Here is a 15,076-nt window from a genome sequence, read left to right as displayed (position 1 = left end):
GGGGGTGGGCCGGGCAGCCGCGTCGGCGCGGGCGCTGCAGCGCGCGAAGGATCCGGTCACCGCCTCGGCGTGGCCGCGACTGCCCGTGCGCTTCGCCTGGGTGTCGGCCGAACTCGCCATGGTCTGCGGTGACGGCGCGTCCGCCGTCGGCCACGCGGAGCGCGCCGTGCAACTCGCGACGACCCTCGGCTCGGTGCGGCACACGGTCAAGTCCCGCGTCATCCTGGCCGCCGCGTTGTGCAGCCTCGGGGACGTCGACACGTCGCGCCGCGAGGCGGACGAAGCGCTGCGACAGGCAGGCGCATCGGGCCTGATCCCGTTGCGATGGGCGGCGGCGTGCCTGCTCGCCGACCTCCCCGGCGGGGAGCATTCCCGCCCCGAGGTCGCCGCCATCCGCGACGACGCCGCCCAAACCGTGACCCGACGGGGCGGCGTGTGGCGCTCGCGGTAACGCGGATGTGCCCTATGTGGTCGTTATTGTTTAGCTGAGCCGCACCGGTTGGTGCGGCCACCTGCCCGCCGGCAGAACCACCTCCCGCGCCGCCGGAGGAGTGTCCTCGACGTAACGCTGGAGTGATCACCCACGATGACAATTTCGGGAGAACATCTCGACGCTGTCGTCGCTGAGGCAGTCGCCGGTGATCGGGACGCACTCCGGGAAGTGCTGGAGACCATCCGCCCCATCATCGTCCGGTACTGCCGGGCGAGGGTGGGGACCACGGAGCGCAGTGGTCTCTCAGCAGATGACGTTGCTCAGGAGGTGTGCTTGGCTGCCATCACGGCGCTGCCGCGCTACAGGGATCAGGGACGACCGTTCCTGGCCTTCGTCTACGGCATCGCTGCACACAAGGTTGCTGACGCACATCGAGCCGCCGGCCGCAACAAGTCGGATCCGATGGACGTCGTCCCCGAGCGCTTCTCCGGTGAGGCAGGGCCCGAGCAGCTGGCGATCGAGTCCGAGCAGTCGGCCCGGATGAACGCGCTTCTGCAGATCCTGCCGGACAAGCAGCGGGAGATCCTGATCCTGCGCGTCGTCGTCGGCATGAGTGCCGAGGAAACCGCGGACGCGGTCGGCAGCACGGCCGGGGCGGTGCGTGTCGCGCAGCACCGCGCGCTGGCGCGACTGAAGACGGAGATCATGGCGACGGGGCGTGACCATGCCTGATTTCGGACGCTGGAATGCCAACGGCGGGGACCCCTCGCTCAACGAGATCAACCGCACCGATCAATTCCTCGACGCGCTGGCCTCGCAGCAACCCGTCTACGCGACCGATCGCGGCGAGGCCGAGCTGGCCAACCTGCTTGCGGGCTGGCGCGACGATGTCCGCGAGACCCCGATGGGCGCGGTGGTGACGCAGCACGAGGCCGAGATGGCTCTCGACCGCGTCACCTCGCCAGGTCCCCGTCGGCGGCTGTCCCTTGCGGTCGTGGGTTCGGCGGCCGCCGCGGTGCTGTGCCTCGGTGGCTTCGGTGCGGTGGTCGCCGGAGCGGGCCCCGGCGACGCGCTGTACGGGTTGCGCACCATGCTGTTCGGTGAGCAGACGACGCCGCGCGACGACGCGGTGATCCTCGCCGCCCAGACCGAGATGGCTCAGGTGCAGCAGCTCATCGAGCAGGGTGACTGGCAGGCAGCCCATGACAAGCTGGAGACGATCACCACCACCGTCGCGACGGTGAACGACGTTGAGCGCAAACAGGAACTGGTCACCCAGTGGCAGGAGCTGACGGTCAAGGTCGAGGCTCAGGACCCGGCCGCCACCCCGCCTCCCGACGCGCCGTTGCCCACCTTCCCCGAGGTGCCGGTGGTGAGCCTCGACCCGGGAACGCTCATTCCGCTGACGCCTGGGTCGTCGGAGACCACCACGTCGCCGGGCGAGACGTCGCCGGGCGAGACCACAGCGACATCACCGGGCGAGACGTCACCGACCGAGACGACCGCGACATCACCGGGCGAGACCTCGCCGGTGGAGACAACGCCCGTCGAGTCGAGCGCGCCGACCACGTCGGAGACCGCGGCCACGCCGACCACCTCGGCGCCGGTCACGACGACCACGGCGCCGCCCGCTGCGACGAGTCCCGCGGCGACGACCACGACGACGTCGATGATCGCGCAGCAGTCCTCGTCGGCGCCCGCGCCGACCACCACGGCGCCCTCGCCGACGACGACGGTCGCGGCATCCACGCCGTCGCCGACCCCGAGGTCCACCCCGACGTCGACTCCGATCCCGACGCCGACGGCGGCACCGTCACCTACACCCGCGCCGCAGCCGACACCCATCCCGACGCCGACGGCGGTGCCGTCACCGCCGGCCGGGCAGGTCCCGACCACCACGTTCCCGTTGGTGCCGTGACGATCGGCCGCGTATCGCGGCGGGGTGAATTCAGCTCTCAGCGATAGCCGTCGGGTTCCGACGCCGCTTCGTTGAGCGAGGCATCGGCGTAACCCCGGCAGTAGTCCCACGTCACGTAGGTATCCGGCTCGGGGTCGTAGGCGGGCTCGTGCGGACGGACGGTGCCGTCGACGAGGAGCTGCAGCAGGTTCGCGCGCAGCATGTCCCAGTCGTGATAGTGGTCCTGCTGGCATTCGTCACAGCAGACGACGAGACCCCGAATCCCCTTGTGCGCCAGCAGTGCCTCGTAGACCGCCAGGTCGGCGAGGTCGGCTTCGACGGCGGTGCGCTCCTGCGGATCCAGCGGCTGGCCCGGCTCCAGGGCATCGAGCGCCGCCGACGGGTCGCACGGATCGTCGGCGAACGGGTCGGGTGGCAGTCCTGGTGGCAAGTGGTCTCGCACGACTCCAAGACTACGCAGCCCCCCAGCTATCGCGCCAGCGGTTCCGCGGGCACGTCGGCCGACCGTCCGGCACGTTCCCGCGTTGGAGGTGGGGAACCGGAAGTGCGAGCTCGATGCCGATAAGATGTGCCTTTCAGGTCGCGTTTTGTGCCTGGCTGCAATCTGTTACTGGAGGCTCATCCGTGTCGATACCCACGTCGATCGACGAAAGCAGCATCCCCATCGCCGTCCCGGTGCCCACCGGTGGTGACGATCCGACCAAGGTTGCGATGCTCGGACTCACTTTCGACGACGTGCTGCTGCTGCCCGCCGCATCAGATGTGATCCCCGCCACAGCGGACACGTCCAGCCAGCTGACCCGCAAGATCCGGCTGAAGGTCCCGCTGGTGAGTTCGGCCATGGACACCGTGACCGAGTCGCGCATGGCGATCGCGATGGCGCGTGCCGGCGGCATGGGCGTGCTGCACCGCAACCTGCCGGTGGCCGAGCAGGCCGGGCAGGTCGAGACCGTCAAGCGGTCCGAGGCCGGGATGGTCACCGACCCGGTGACCTGCTCGCCGGACAACACGCTGGCCGAGGTCGACGCGATGTGCGCACGGTTCCGCATCTCGGGTCTGCCCGTGGTCGATGCGGATGGGCATCTCGTCGGGATCATCACCAACCGCGACATGCGCTTCGAGGTCGACCAGTCCAAGCCGGTCTCGGAGGTGATGACCAAGGCGCCGCTGATCACCGCCCAGGAGGGCGTTTCGGCCGAGGCAGCGCTGGGGCTGTTGCGCCGCAACAAGATAGAGAAACTTCCGATCGTCGACGGCCGCGGCAACCTCACCGGGCTGATCACCGTCAAGGACTTCGTCAAGACCGAGCAGTTCCCGCTGTCCACCAAGGACAGCGACGGCCGGCTGCTGGTCGGCGCCGCCGTGGGGGTCGGCGACGACGCGTGGACGCGCGCGATGACGCTCGCCGACGCCGGCGTGGACGTACTGATCGTCGACACCGCGCACGCCCACAACCGCGGGGTGCTGGAGATGGTGCACCGCCTCAAGACCGTCGTCGGTGACCGCGTCGAGGTGGTCGGCGGCAACGTCGCCACCAGGGCCGCCGCCGCCGCGCTCGTCGACGCCGGCGCCGATGCGGTCAAGGTCGGTGTCGGTCCCGGCTCGATCTGCACGACCCGGGTGGTCGCCGGTGTCGGCGCGCCGCAGATCACCGCGATCCTCGAGGCGGTCGCCGCGTGCGCGCCCGCGGGCGTTCCGGTGATCGCCGACGGTGGGCTGCAGTACTCCGGTGACATCGCCAAGGCGCTGGCCGCAGGCGCGTCCACCGCGATGCTGGGCTCGCTGCTCGCAGGCACCGCGGAGTCGCCGGGCGAGCTGATCTTCGTCAACGGCAAGCAGTTCAAGAGCTACCGCGGGATGGGTTCGCTGGGGGCGATGCAGGGCCGCGGCGCCGGGGGCAACCTGCGCGGCTCCTACTCCAAGGACCGCTACTTCCAGGACGACGTGCTCTCCGAGGACAAGCTGGTCCCCGAGGGCATCGAGGGCCGGGTGCCGTTCCGTGGCCCGCTGTCGACCGTCATCCACCAACTCACCGGCGGGCTGCGCGCGGCGATGGGCTACACCGGCTCGGCGACGATCGAGGCGCTGCAGCAGGCGCAGTTCGTCCAGATCACCGCCGCCGGGCTCAAGGAGAGCCATCCTCACGACATCACGATGACGGCGGAAGCTCCGAACTACTACAACCGCTGACGGCCCCGGCCCAGGCAAGGACTGAGCAACACATGCGAGACATGGTGGAGATCGGCATGGGCCGGACCGCCCGCCGGACCTATGAACTCGGCGACATCAACATCGTGCCGTCGCGGCGCACCCGCTCGTCGAAGGACGTCTCGACGGCCTGGCAGCTGGACGCCTACCGGTTCGAGATCCCGGTGGTGTCCCATCCCACCGACGCGCTGGTGTCGGTGGAGTTCGCGATCGAGCTCGGACGCCTCGGTGGTCTCGGCGTCCTCAACGGCGAGGGTCTGATCGGGCGGCACGCCGACGTCGGCGACAAGATCGCCCAGGTGCTCGAGGCCGCGGACAAGGAACCGTATCCGTCGGCGTCGATCCGCCTGCTGCAGCAATTGCATTCGGCGCCATTGGATCCCGATCTGCTCGGGGCGGCGGTGGCGCGGATCCGCGACGCCGGCGTGACCACCGCGGTGCGGGTCAGCCCGCAGAACGCCCAGGCGCTGACGCCCGCCCTGGTGTCGGCGGGCATCGACCTTTTGGTCATCCAGGGCACGATCATCTCCGCCGAGCGGGTAGCGCAGGATACCGAACCGCTCAACCTGAAGACGTTCATCTCCGAACTCGACGTTCCGGTCGTTGCCGGCGGCGTGCTCGACCACCGCACCGCGCTGCACCTGATGCGCACCGGCGCCGCCGGGGTGATCGTCGGCTACGGCTCCACCAGCGGGGTCACCACCAGTGACGAGGTGCTCGGCATCAGCGTCCCGATGGCCACCGCCATCGCCGACGCCGCGGCGGCGCGGCGCGAGTATCTCGACGAGACCGGCGGGCGGTACGTGCACGTGCTCGCCGACGGCGACATCCACACTTCGGGGGATCTGGCGAAGGCCATCGCGTGTGGTGCGGATGCCGTGGTGCTCGGCACGCCGCTGGCGTCGGCCGCGGAAGCGCTTGGGGGCGGCTGGTTCTGGCCCGCGGCGGCCGCGCACCCGTCGCTGCCGCGCGGTGCGCTGCTGCAGGTGGCCGCGGGTGAACGGCCGACGCTGGAGCAGGTGCTGACCGGTCCGTCCGACGATCCGTTCGGCTCGCTGAACCTGGTCGGCGGCCTGGGCAGGTCGATGGCCAAGGCGGGCTACTGCGACCTCAAGGAGTTCCAGAAGGTCGGGTTGACCGTCGGCAGCTGAGCGAGCTGATCGTCACTGCATGCTCCGCAGCGTCCGGACCAGATAGTCGTCGACCAGGCCGGTGCGCGCGGGCGAATCGTCGGTGGTGATCAGCAACGCGTACAGCCCGAGCAGGAAGTAGATCGCGCTGTTCATCGGTGTGAGGTCCGGATCGGTGTCACCGCGCTGCCGGGCCTTCTCGATCTGGTCGGCGACCAGCACGATCAGCGGGTGATCGTCACCGTGCTCGGCGCCTTTATCGCCGCTCGCGGCGGCGGGCGGCCGGGTCGGGGAGAAATGCAGCGCCAGGAAGTCCTTGAACAGCAGCACGCCGAGGCGCCGCTCCAGGCCCATCACCAGGCTCACGGCCTCCCGCAGCGTCGAGGGCAGATCCTTGTGTGACTTCGTGAACTGGGCGAACCGCTTGGCGATGCGGTCCTCCTCGCGCCGCTCGAGTTCGAGCAGCACGTGTTCCTTGGTCGGGAAGTGGAAGAAGAACGTGCCATGAGCAACGCCGGCCGCCCCGACGATCGCGCCGACGTCGGCGTCGGCCATACCGGCCCGCTTGAACTCCGCGATGGCCGCGCCCAGCAGCCGCTCCCTGGTCTGCAGGCGTTTCGCCTCGCGAGCCGTGATCCCGTTCGCCACCCGACCGACAGTATCGCCTGGGCGGTAAGGGTCGCCTCGCTAGCAAGTTACCGGCGGGTAAGTTCATACTGTTTTGATGGAGCCTGACTACGACGTCCTCATCATCGGTTCGGGATTCGGCGGCAGCGTGAGCGCGCTGCGGCTCACCGAGAAGGGCTACCGGGTCGGCGTGCTGGAAGCCGGCCGCCGGTTCGGCGACACCGACTTCGCGAAGACCTCGTGGAACCTGCGCAAGTTCCTGTGGGCGCCGCAGTTCGGCATGTACGGCATCCAGCGCATCCATCTGCTGCGCAACGTGATGATCCTGGCGGGCGCCGGCGTCGGTGGCGGGTCGCTCAACTACGCCAACACGCTGTACGTGCCGCCGGAGCCGTTCTTCAAGGACCCGCAGTGGCGCGACATCACCGACTGGCGCGACGAACTGATGCCGCACTACGACCAGGCGCAGCGGATGCTCGGCGTCGTGATGAACCCGACGTTCACCGACGCCGACCGCATCATGAAGGAGGTCGCCGACGACATGGGTGTCGGTGACACCTTCGTCCCGACGCCCGTCGGGGTGTTCTTCGGCGCCGACGGCGAGAAGACTCCCGGCAAGCGCGTCGCCGACCCCTACTTCGGCGGCGCCGGGCCCACCCGCACCGGATGCATCGAGTGCGGCTCCTGCATGACCGGGTGCCGCTACGGCGCCAAGAACACTTTGGTGAAGAACTACCTCGGGCTCGCGGAATCCGCAGGCGCGCAGGTGCACCCGCTCACGATGGTGAAGAGCTTCGAGCAACGGGCCGACGGCATCTGGGAGGTGCAGACCACCCGCACCGGAGGCAAGCTGCGCAGACGGCGCAAGACGTTCACCGCGCGCCACGTGATCCTCGCGGCGGGCACCTACGGCACCCAGAAGCTGCTGTTCAAGATGCGCGACGGCAACAAGCTGCCCAGGCTGTCCGACCGCCTCGGCGTGCTGACCCGGACCAACTCCGAGTCCATCGTCGGCGCAGGGCGCCTCGCGGTGGCCGACGATCTGGACCTCACCCACGGCGTGGCGATCACGTCGTCGATCCACCCGACCCCCGATACGCACGTCGAACCGGTGCGCTACGGCAAGGGGTCCAACGCGATGGGGCTGTTGCAGACGCTGATGACCGACGGCGCCGGACCTCAGGGCACCGACGTGCCGCGCTGGAAGCAGTTGCTGCGCAACGCCGAGGCGGACCCGAAGGGCACGCTTCGGCTGCTCAACCCGCGCCGGTGGAGCGAGCGCACCGTGATCGCGTTGGTCATGCAGCATCTGGACAACTCGATCACCACCTTCACCAGGAAGACCAGGTTCGGGTTCCGGCTGCTCGACAGCAAGCAGGGCCACGGCGAACCGAACCCGACATGGATTCCGGCGGGCAACGAGGTCACCCGCCGCATCGCCGAGAAGATCGACGGCGTCGCGGGCGGCACCTGGGGCGAATTGTTCAACATCCCGCTGACCGCCCACTTCCTCGGCGGTGCGGCGATCGGCGACAGTCCCGAACACGGCGTCATCGACCCCTATCAGCGGGTGTACGGCTATCCCACGCTGTCGGTGATGGACGGTGCGGCGATCTCGGCCAACCTCGGTGTGAACCCGTCGCTGTCGATCACCGCCCAGGCCGAGCGGGCGGCGGCGCTGTGGCCGAACCAGGGTGAGGACGATCTGCGACCTGCCCAGGGCGAGCCCTACCGGCGGCTGGCGCCGATCGCCCCGGCGCATCCCGTCGTGCCCGTCGACGCGCCGGCGGCGCTGCGCAGCATCCCGATCGAACCGGTCACCTCCGCGGGGTAAGGCGTACGAGCTGCTCGGGGCTCCGGCGATCACGTCGACGGACCCGTTGGGGCGGAATCAGCCCCACTAGACTGACCGGGTGGAATCTGCAGCCCCCCGTCCCGTGTTGGTCGTCGATTTCGGCGCGCAGTACGCGCAGCTGATCGCGCGGCGCGTCCGCGAGGCGCGGGTGTACTCGGAGGTCATCCCGCACACCGCCAGCGTCGCCGAGATCAAGGCGCGCAATCCCCGCGCCGTCGTGCTGTCGGGCGGCCCGGCAAGCGTCTACGCCGAGGGCGCCCCGCAACTGGACCCCGGCCTCTTCGACCTGGACGTCCCGGTGTTCGGGATCTGTTACGGATTCCAGGCCATGGCACAGGCGCTCGGCGGCACCGTAGCCCGCACCGGAACCAGCGAATACGGGCGCACCGAGTTGAAAGTCACTGGCGGCCAACTTCATTCCGATCTCCCCGACATCCAGCCGGTGTGGATGAGCCACGGTGACGCCGTGACCGAGGCCCCGGCGGGATTCGACGTGGTGGCGACCAGTTCCGGGGCGCCGGTGGCGGCGTTCGAGGACCGGGGGCGTCGCCTGGCCGGAGTGCAGTACCACCCGGAGGTGATGCACACCCCGCACGGCCAGCAGATCCTGAGCCGGTTCCTGCACGAGTTCGCGGGTATCGATGCCACCTGGACCCCGGCGAACATCGCCGACGCCCTCGTCGACCAGGTGCGCGCCCAGATCGGTGACGGGCGCGCGATCTGCGGGCTTTCCGGCGGTGTCGACTCGGCGGTGGCGGCCGCTCTGGTCCAGCGGGCCATCGGGGACAGGCTGACGTGTGTGTTCGTCGACCACGGGTTGTTGCGGGCAGGCGAACGGTCGCAGGTGCAACGCGATTTCGTCGCCGCGACGCACGCCAAGCTGGTCACCGTCGACGTGGCCGACCGGTTCATCGAGGCGCTGTCCGGGGTCACCAACCCCGAGGGCAAGCGCAAGATCATCGGGCGCGAGTTCATCAGGGCCTTCGAGGGCGCGGTGCGCGACGCCCTCGAGAGTCGGGACGGCTCCGATGTGCCTGTCGAGTTCCTGGTCCAGGGCACGCTCTACCCCGACGTGGTGGAGTCCGGCGGCGGGTCGGGGACCGCCAACATCAAGAGCCATCACAACGTCGGCGGCCTGCCCGGAGACCTGAAGTTCAAGCTGGTCGAGCCGCTGCGCCTGCTGTTCAAGGACGAGGTGCGCGCGGTCGGGCGCGAGCTGGGGCTGCCCGAGGAAATCGTTGCGCGCCAACCGTTCCCCGGTCCGGGCCTGGGGATCCGGATCGTCGGTGAGGTCACCGCAGAGCGGCTGGACACCCTGCGCCGGGCCGATGCCATCGCTCGCGAGGAGCTGACCTCGGCGGGGCTGGACCACCAGATCTGGCAGTGCCCGGTGGTGCTGCTCGCCGATGTCCGTTCGGTGGGCGTCCAGGGCGACGGCCGCACCTACGGGCATCCGATCGTGCTGCGGCCGGTGTCCAGCGAGGACGCGATGACCGCGGACTGGACTCGGGTGCCTTACGAAGTGCTGGAACGGATTTCGACACGTATCACCAACGAGGTGCGCGAGGTGAACCGCGTGGTGCTCGACGTCACCAGCAAGCCGCCGGGCACCATCGAGTGGGAGTGAGAAGGGCCGTCAGGACTCCGGGTCGTCGGTCGGGCTGTTGATCGACTGAGCGAGGATCGTCGCCACCACAGATTCGACGTTCGACTCGATCGAGAACGCCAGCGTGGCGGTGACGGCCGAGACCGCCTGCGTGCGGAACCGCACCAGCATGGTGATCATCTCGGCGAGCTCGGTGTCCGGTGGCAGTTCGGCCCCGGGGTTGAGGCGGTCACCGATGTGTTCGACGCCCGCGCGCACCAGGATGCCGCTGATCTGGTCGACGAGCGGGGCGATCTGTTCGTGGAGGTCGATCAGCTTGCCGGTGGCCACACCGTACTGCCGTATCTCGTTGAACGCCTCGATCAGCTTGGGCCGCACGATCGTGGCGTCGCGACCGTCGTCCTCGAGCTTGATCACGCCGAGGCCGACCATCCGGTCGAACCCTGCGTCGTCGTCGACCAGCCGTCTGGCCTCGGCCAGTGACATCCGCTCGGGTTTCTCGGTGGCCCAACTGCCGGCGATCGCGGACTCCAGGCCGAGCATGTCGCCGACGTCCTTGCCCTGCTCCCACGCGGACAGCATCTCGTTGACGTGGGTGAGGTTGTAACCCCGATCCAGCAGTGAGGTGATCATCCGCAGCCGCGTCAGATGGGTGTCGTTGAACAGCGCGATCCGCCCGACCCGCAGCGGCGGGTGCAGCAGGCCGCGGTCCCGGTACACCCGGATGTTGCGTGTCGTCGTCCCCGCCAGCCGGGCCAGGTCGTCGATGCGGTATTCACCCGAGGCCGCGGCGCCGTGGGGCTGCACCGCGGCGTCGAACAGTTGCGACACCGCCGTTTCCACCACATCACGAGATCCGCGGCGAACGCGCCGCAGGATGTTCGAGATCGCACCCGCCGGTTGCCTGGGTGGTTTGGCCGGCTGCCCGCCCGCGGAGGGTCGGGACATCTCAGGCCGTCGACGTGACCACCCGCGGTGTGGCGTCCAGAGCCACTGCGGTGTAGTCCTCGAATCGAAATTGACGCATCTGTCGAAGATACTGCGTGGCGAACCCGGGGTACATCGACGCGTTGAAACCGTCGGCGGTCAGATACCAGCTGGTGCAGCCCGACATCCACGTGGTTTTCGTCAGTCGGCGCTGGATGCGGTCGTTGTAGCGGCGCTGGGCCTCGGCGCGGACGTCGAGATAACGCAGGTTGTCGTTCAGGATCGTCGTGATCGCGGCGGCGACGTAGTCCAGCTGGCCCTCGATGTAGACCAGAAGCGAGTTGTGTCCCGGCCCGGAATTGGGCCCGGTCATGAAGAACAGGTTGGGGTAGCCGTGCGCGCTGACGCTCTTGTACGCCTCGGCATGGGTTGCCCATTCCTGCTGCAGCGACCGGCCTCGTAGCCCGGTCACCGGAAACGGCGGGCCGGAGAGGTGCACGTCGTAACCGGTGGCGAAGACGATCGCGTCGAGGTGGTGCTCGACGCCGTCGCTGGTACGGATGCCGACCGGGCTCAGCGTCGCGATCGGCCAGTCGATCAGCTTGCAGTTGTCGCGTTGCAGGGCGGGGTAGTAGTCGCTGGAGATCAGCATCCGCTTGCAGCCGGGGGTGAACTCCGGGGTGAGCTGACGGCGCAGCCACGGATCGGAGACCTGGCGGTGAAGGTGCGCCCGGCCCAGCCGGGCGACCAGCCGGCTCACCGGGGTGTCCCACACCAGTGCCGCCGCGGCGGCCTCATGGCCCCAGTACAGCGCCTGGCGGGCCAGGTTCTGGGTGGCAGGCGCCGCGGCGAACAGCGCCTGGACGCCGTCGGGCACACGCACGTCCAGGCGGGGCAACACCCAGCCCGGGGTCCGCTGGAACACCTTGACGAACTGTGCGGTCTTGACGAGTTCGGGTACGATCTGCACCGCGCTGGCGCCGGTGCCGATCACCGCGACCCGCTTACCGGTGAAGTCGTAGTCTTCGTCCCACGCCGCGCTGTGGACCTTGTGGCCCCGGTAGGTCTCGATGCCGCGGATGCCGGGCAGCTTGTGATCGGCCAGCGGTCCGGAGGCCAGTACCGCGGTGCGCGCCTGGAACTTCTTGCGCTGCTTGGTCGTCGCGGTCCAGACGCCGCACGCCTCGTCGAACGAAAGCCCGGTGACCTCGGTGTCGAACCGGATCAGGGGACGTAGTCCGAACTGGTCGGTCATGTCCTCGATGTGGTCGCAGATCTCCGCGCCGGCGGGGTAGGCGCGCGACCACGACGGGTTCTTGACGAACGAGAACGAATACAGCAGCGACGGGATGTCGCACGCCACACCGGGATAGACGCTGTCGCGCCAGGTGCCGCCGACCCGGTCGGCACGCTCGACGAGCACGATGTCGTCGACACCGGCCTGCCGCAACTTGATCGCGGCACCGAGGCCGGCGAACCCGGCGCCGACGATGAGGGTGTCGTGAATTCGCTTGGGCGCCATGGGTCAGGCTGCCGGTTCGTGGGTTAGTTCTTTGAACCAGCTCGGGATCGGGCTGAGCAGCCGGCGTGGATAGCGCTCCGACATCCACACCATGGAGTTGGCCAGCAGGTGGTACGGATGGCGCGGGTTGACGACGATGCTCGCGTGGCGCTTGAGCACCTGGAATGCCGGCACTCGCCACGTGTTCTCGCCTCGCTCGCCGAGATGCTTGAACCGCAGCATGGCCTGGTAGAGGCGTTCGGGTTCCAGACCCATCGCGACGATCTCGTCGAGTGCCCGGTTCAGCAGCGGGATGTACATCAACGCGCCGATGATGAGGCTCGGCGAGGCGACCGTGCCGACGAACTCGATGGCCAGCGTCCTGGCGGTGCGCTGGCCTATCATGTCGAGAACCTCGAAATCGACGACCAGATGCCGGGATTCGTCGTTGTTGATCTTCTCGAACACTTGGTGGCACACCGGGTCGTGGACCTCCTCCAACAGGAACTTCAGCAGGGCGCCGTCGAGTGCGACTTCCAGCATCGGGATGACCGTGCCGAGGATCGACAGCGACATGTTGTCGGCATAGGTGTCCAGCCAGTCCATTGCCAACCTGATGTTCACGTTGGGCTCAGGGGTCTCGCCGTCATCGAGCATGCCCCACCGCTTCATCAGCGCCAGTTCGGCATTGGCGTGGCGTTGCTCCTCGGCGTGGAAGTACCGGTAGATCTCGGCGATCGTCGGCGTGGGCGCCTTCTTGGCCAGCGCGGCGAAGCCTCGGGCGCCGATGTTCTCGATCCAGCACAGGTCGGCCATGAATGCCTTGAGCTTGGGCCGCTGCTCGTCGGTGATCATCTCGGCACCGGGCGCAGCCCAGTCGATGTCGGCGAGTGCCCACTGACGGTCCTTGATCTTCGCCAGCATCACGTCCATGTCGATCGCCATGATGTCTCCCTACGTGGTGATACGGGTGGTGAAACCGACGGCCCGGGTGAATACCGTCGGAGTGAAACGTTTGATACCCCAACCGATCCGGGCATCCGGCTGCGGCATGCAGTAGAGGCCGCCGCGGTCGAGCGTGTCCAGGCACATGCGCGCGACCCGCTCGGGGGAGAACCCGATCCAGCGCATCAGTTGATCGGCCAGCTGGGTGGACTGTCCAGAGATCCGGCCCGCCTCCACGATGTTCGTCTTGACGAAGGTGGGGCAGAGCGCCGTGACGTTGATGCCGGTGCCCGCGAGTTCGGCGGCCAGGGTCTCGGACAGAGACAACGTGCCTGCCTTGCTGACGTTGTAGGCGGCCATGCCGGGGGCGGCGCCGAACGCCGCAGCGGACGCGACGTTGATGATGCCCGCGGGCCGCCCGGCGTCACGCAGGATGGGGACGAACACGTGGCAGCCGTGGATCGGTCCCCACAGGTTGACGTTGAGGACCCAGGTCCAGTCGGCGAGCGCGGTATCGCCGATCGTGGATCCGCCTGCGGCCACGCCCGCGTTGTTGATCACCAGCGTCGGCGGCCCGTCGAAAAGGGACTGCGCCTCGTCGGCGAGCATGCGCACCTCGTCGACGTCGGTGACATCGCAGCGCACCGCCGATGCGTGCCCGCCGTCGGCGATGATCTCCTCGGCCGTCTTGCGTGCAGCGCCGCCGTCGATGTCGCTGCACACGACTCGCCCACCGCGACTGGCCAGTTCGGCCGCGAAGGCCGCGCCGATGCCACTGCCCGCGCCGGTGATCACGGCGTCGGCGTGACGGCTGCGTCTGTGTCCGAAGATGCCCATGGGTCAGCCCGCCTGCCCGGTGGCGCGGCCCTGCGGCGGGAGTTGCACGTGCTCGTCATTGGGCACAGAGGAAGTCAACATCGAATGGTGACAGTTGTCAATGTCATCATTTAGTGGTGCACCCGTCTGCTCGGCCTCCCCTTGAGGCTGCGGCAGGGGCGCAGAAGTCCGAGTGAGGTGCGCCGCCAGCGCAGCCTCAACGTGGGGAGGGCGCGGTTGACGCTGTCGGTGCCCGGGTGTTTACTGGGCTCTCGAACATATTTTCGAACACAGTGTCTGGGCCGGGTGATGCGAAAGGGGCTGCAGTGACATTGGTGACGAATGTCGACGGACCTCGGGTGCATCGCGCTGACCAGGTGGAACAGCTGCGCAGGCAGATGGCGTCGGTGTCCGAGCGGATGGCCGGGAAGGGGGGTGGAAGTCATCGGGCGGCACCACCGTCACCCGAGCTGTCGCAGGGTCACGATTCTTTGCTGCCGATGCCTGATTGGGTGTCTGAACTGCTTCCCGGCGCGTTGCCCCGCGGAACTGTGGCGGTGCTCTCGGGGGCCAGATCGCTGGAATTGAGCATGGTGGCGGCGGTGACGGCCGAGGGCGGTCACGCCGCGATCATCGGCCAGCCCGACCTCGGGCTGCTCGCGGCGGTGGAGATGGGAGCGGACCTGAGCAGGATCGCGGTCATTCCCGAACCGGGAGCCGACCCGGTCGAGGTGGCCGCGGTGCTCATGGACGGAATGGACCTGGTGGTCCTCGGCCTCGGCGGGCGCTCGGTGCCTGCGACCCGAGCCAGGGCGGTGGTCGCCCGCGCCCGGCAGCGGGAGTGCACGCTGCTCGTCACCGATGGGGATTGGCAGGGAGCCTCCGCCCGGCTGGACGCGCACGTCAGCGGTTACGAGATAGCAGGCAGGCGGGACGGCGCGCCCACACCGGGATGTGGGCGGATCAGCCGGGTGCGGCTGGCCATGCGCGCCAGGGGACGCGGCGTGCGCCCCGCCCGTGCGCTCGGCGGATGATGTCGGGCCGCTCCAGGGTCCTGGCGCTCTGGTGCATGGACTGGCCCGCCGTCGCCGCCGCGGCGGCCGCCGGCCT

Annotated in this window: 13 protein-coding genes and 1 pseudogene; 8 read left to right on the top strand and 6 right to left on the bottom strand. The window is 68.8% G+C overall.

The features are described from left to right. The 3 genes and pseudogenes from H7I57_RS12030 to H7I57_RS12020 form a co-directional block, all read left to right on the top strand. Positions 1 to 451, top strand: a pseudogene (locus H7I57_RS12030) (hypothetical protein); the annotation flags it as partial. Between the two features lie 135 nt (positions 452 to 586). Then, positions 587 to 1,165 carry a sigma-70 family RNA polymerase sigma factor gene (locus H7I57_RS12025; protein WP_264023723.1) on the top strand — a complete coding sequence of 193 codons (579 nt, stop codon included), beginning with the start codon at positions 587 to 589 and terminating at the stop codon, positions 1,163 to 1,165. Beyond that, positions 1,158 to 2,351, top strand: a complete 1,194-nt coding sequence (locus H7I57_RS12020) for an anti-sigma-D factor RsdA (RefSeq protein WP_264023722.1) — start codon at positions 1,158 to 1,160, stop codon at positions 2,349 to 2,351. Before H7I57_RS12025 ends, H7I57_RS12020 begins: the two co-directional genes overlap by 8 nt. 37 nt (positions 2,352 to 2,388) lie before the next feature. Here H7I57_RS12020 and H7I57_RS12015 read toward each other — a convergent pair whose 3' ends face one another. Further along, a complete protein-coding gene (locus H7I57_RS12015; RefSeq protein ID WP_264023721.1) occupies positions 2,389 to 2,793 on the bottom strand; it encodes a DUF5319 domain-containing protein in 405 nt (134 codons plus the stop codon). Between the two features lie 269 nt (positions 2,794 to 3,062). Between H7I57_RS12015 and guaB the strand changes: the two genes are divergently transcribed. Further along, positions 3,063 to 4,541: an IMP dehydrogenase gene (guaB, locus tag H7I57_RS12010; RefSeq protein WP_264023725.1), complete on the top strand. Its 1,479-nt coding sequence runs from the start codon at positions 3,063 to 3,065 to the stop codon at positions 4,539 to 4,541. 41 nt (positions 4,542 to 4,582) lie between these two features. After that, the gene (locus tag H7I57_RS12005; RefSeq protein WP_264023724.1) at positions 4,583 to 5,710 is read left to right on the top strand and encodes a GuaB3 family IMP dehydrogenase-related protein; all 1,128 of its coding nucleotides are present in this window, start codon (positions 4,583 to 4,585) and stop codon (positions 5,708 to 5,710) included. A 12-nt stretch (positions 5,711 to 5,722) separates the two neighbouring features. Here H7I57_RS12005 and H7I57_RS12000 read toward each other — a convergent pair whose 3' ends face one another. Beyond that, entirely contained in the window at positions 5,723 to 6,337 is a 615-nt protein-coding gene (locus tag H7I57_RS12000; protein ID WP_264023720.1) for a TetR/AcrR family transcriptional regulator, read from the bottom strand. A gap of 76 nt (positions 6,338 to 6,413) precedes the next feature. On the opposite strand from H7I57_RS12000, the gene H7I57_RS11995 reads away from it, so the two are divergent. Both H7I57_RS11995 and guaA read left to right on the top strand, forming a co-directional pair. Beyond that, positions 6,414 to 8,150, top strand: a complete 1,737-nt coding sequence (locus H7I57_RS11995; protein ID WP_264023719.1) for a GMC oxidoreductase — start codon at positions 6,414 to 6,416, stop codon at positions 8,148 to 8,150. Positions 8,151 to 8,229: 79 nt separating this feature from the next. Next, positions 8,230 to 9,798 (top strand): glutamine-hydrolyzing GMP synthase, encoded by a 1,569-nt coding sequence (gene guaA, locus H7I57_RS11990; RefSeq protein ID WP_264023718.1) that lies wholly within the window; start codon positions 8,230 to 8,232, stop codon positions 9,796 to 9,798. Between the two features lie 9 nt (positions 9,799 to 9,807). Here guaA and H7I57_RS11985 read toward each other — a convergent pair whose 3' ends face one another. The 4 genes from H7I57_RS11985 to H7I57_RS11970 are packed head-to-tail and all read right to left on the bottom strand — an operon-like array spanning position 9,808 to position 13,987. Continuing rightward, entirely contained in the window at positions 9,808 to 10,725 is a 918-nt protein-coding gene (locus tag H7I57_RS11985; RefSeq protein ID WP_264023717.1) for a MerR family transcriptional regulator, read from the bottom strand. 1 nt (position 10,726) lies between these two features. Then, positions 10,727 to 12,226 (bottom strand): flavin-containing monooxygenase, encoded by a 1,500-nt coding sequence (locus H7I57_RS11980; RefSeq protein WP_264023716.1) that lies wholly within the window; start codon positions 12,224 to 12,226, stop codon positions 10,727 to 10,729. A gap of 3 nt (positions 12,227 to 12,229) precedes the next feature. Continuing rightward, complete coding sequence (locus tag H7I57_RS11975; RefSeq protein ID WP_264023714.1) at positions 12,230 to 13,150, bottom strand: ferritin-like domain-containing protein; 921 nt, start codon at positions 13,148 to 13,150, stop codon at positions 12,230 to 12,232. A gap of 9 nt (positions 13,151 to 13,159) precedes the next feature. Continuing rightward, a complete protein-coding gene (locus H7I57_RS11970) occupies positions 13,160 to 13,987 on the bottom strand; it encodes an SDR family NAD(P)-dependent oxidoreductase (RefSeq protein WP_264023713.1) in 828 nt (275 codons plus the stop codon). A 305-nt stretch (positions 13,988 to 14,292) separates the two neighbouring features. Here H7I57_RS11970 and imuA' point away from each other — a divergent pair, with 305 nt between their 5' ends. Next, on the top strand, positions 14,293 to 15,000 hold the full coding sequence (gene imuA', locus H7I57_RS11965; RefSeq protein ID WP_264023712.1) for a DnaE2-dependent mutagenesis accessory factor ImuA': 708 nt from the start codon (positions 14,293 to 14,295) through the stop codon (positions 14,998 to 15,000). Positions 15,001 to 15,076 lie beyond the last annotated feature (76 nt).

Source organism: Mycolicibacterium pyrenivorans (genome assembly GCF_025821625.1).
Classification (GTDB): domain Bacteria; phylum Actinomycetota; class Actinomycetes; order Mycobacteriales; family Mycobacteriaceae; genus Mycobacterium; species Mycobacterium pyrenivorans.
Note: the sequence above shows the minus strand (reverse complement) of the source record. Positions and strands in the feature narration are given on the sequence as shown.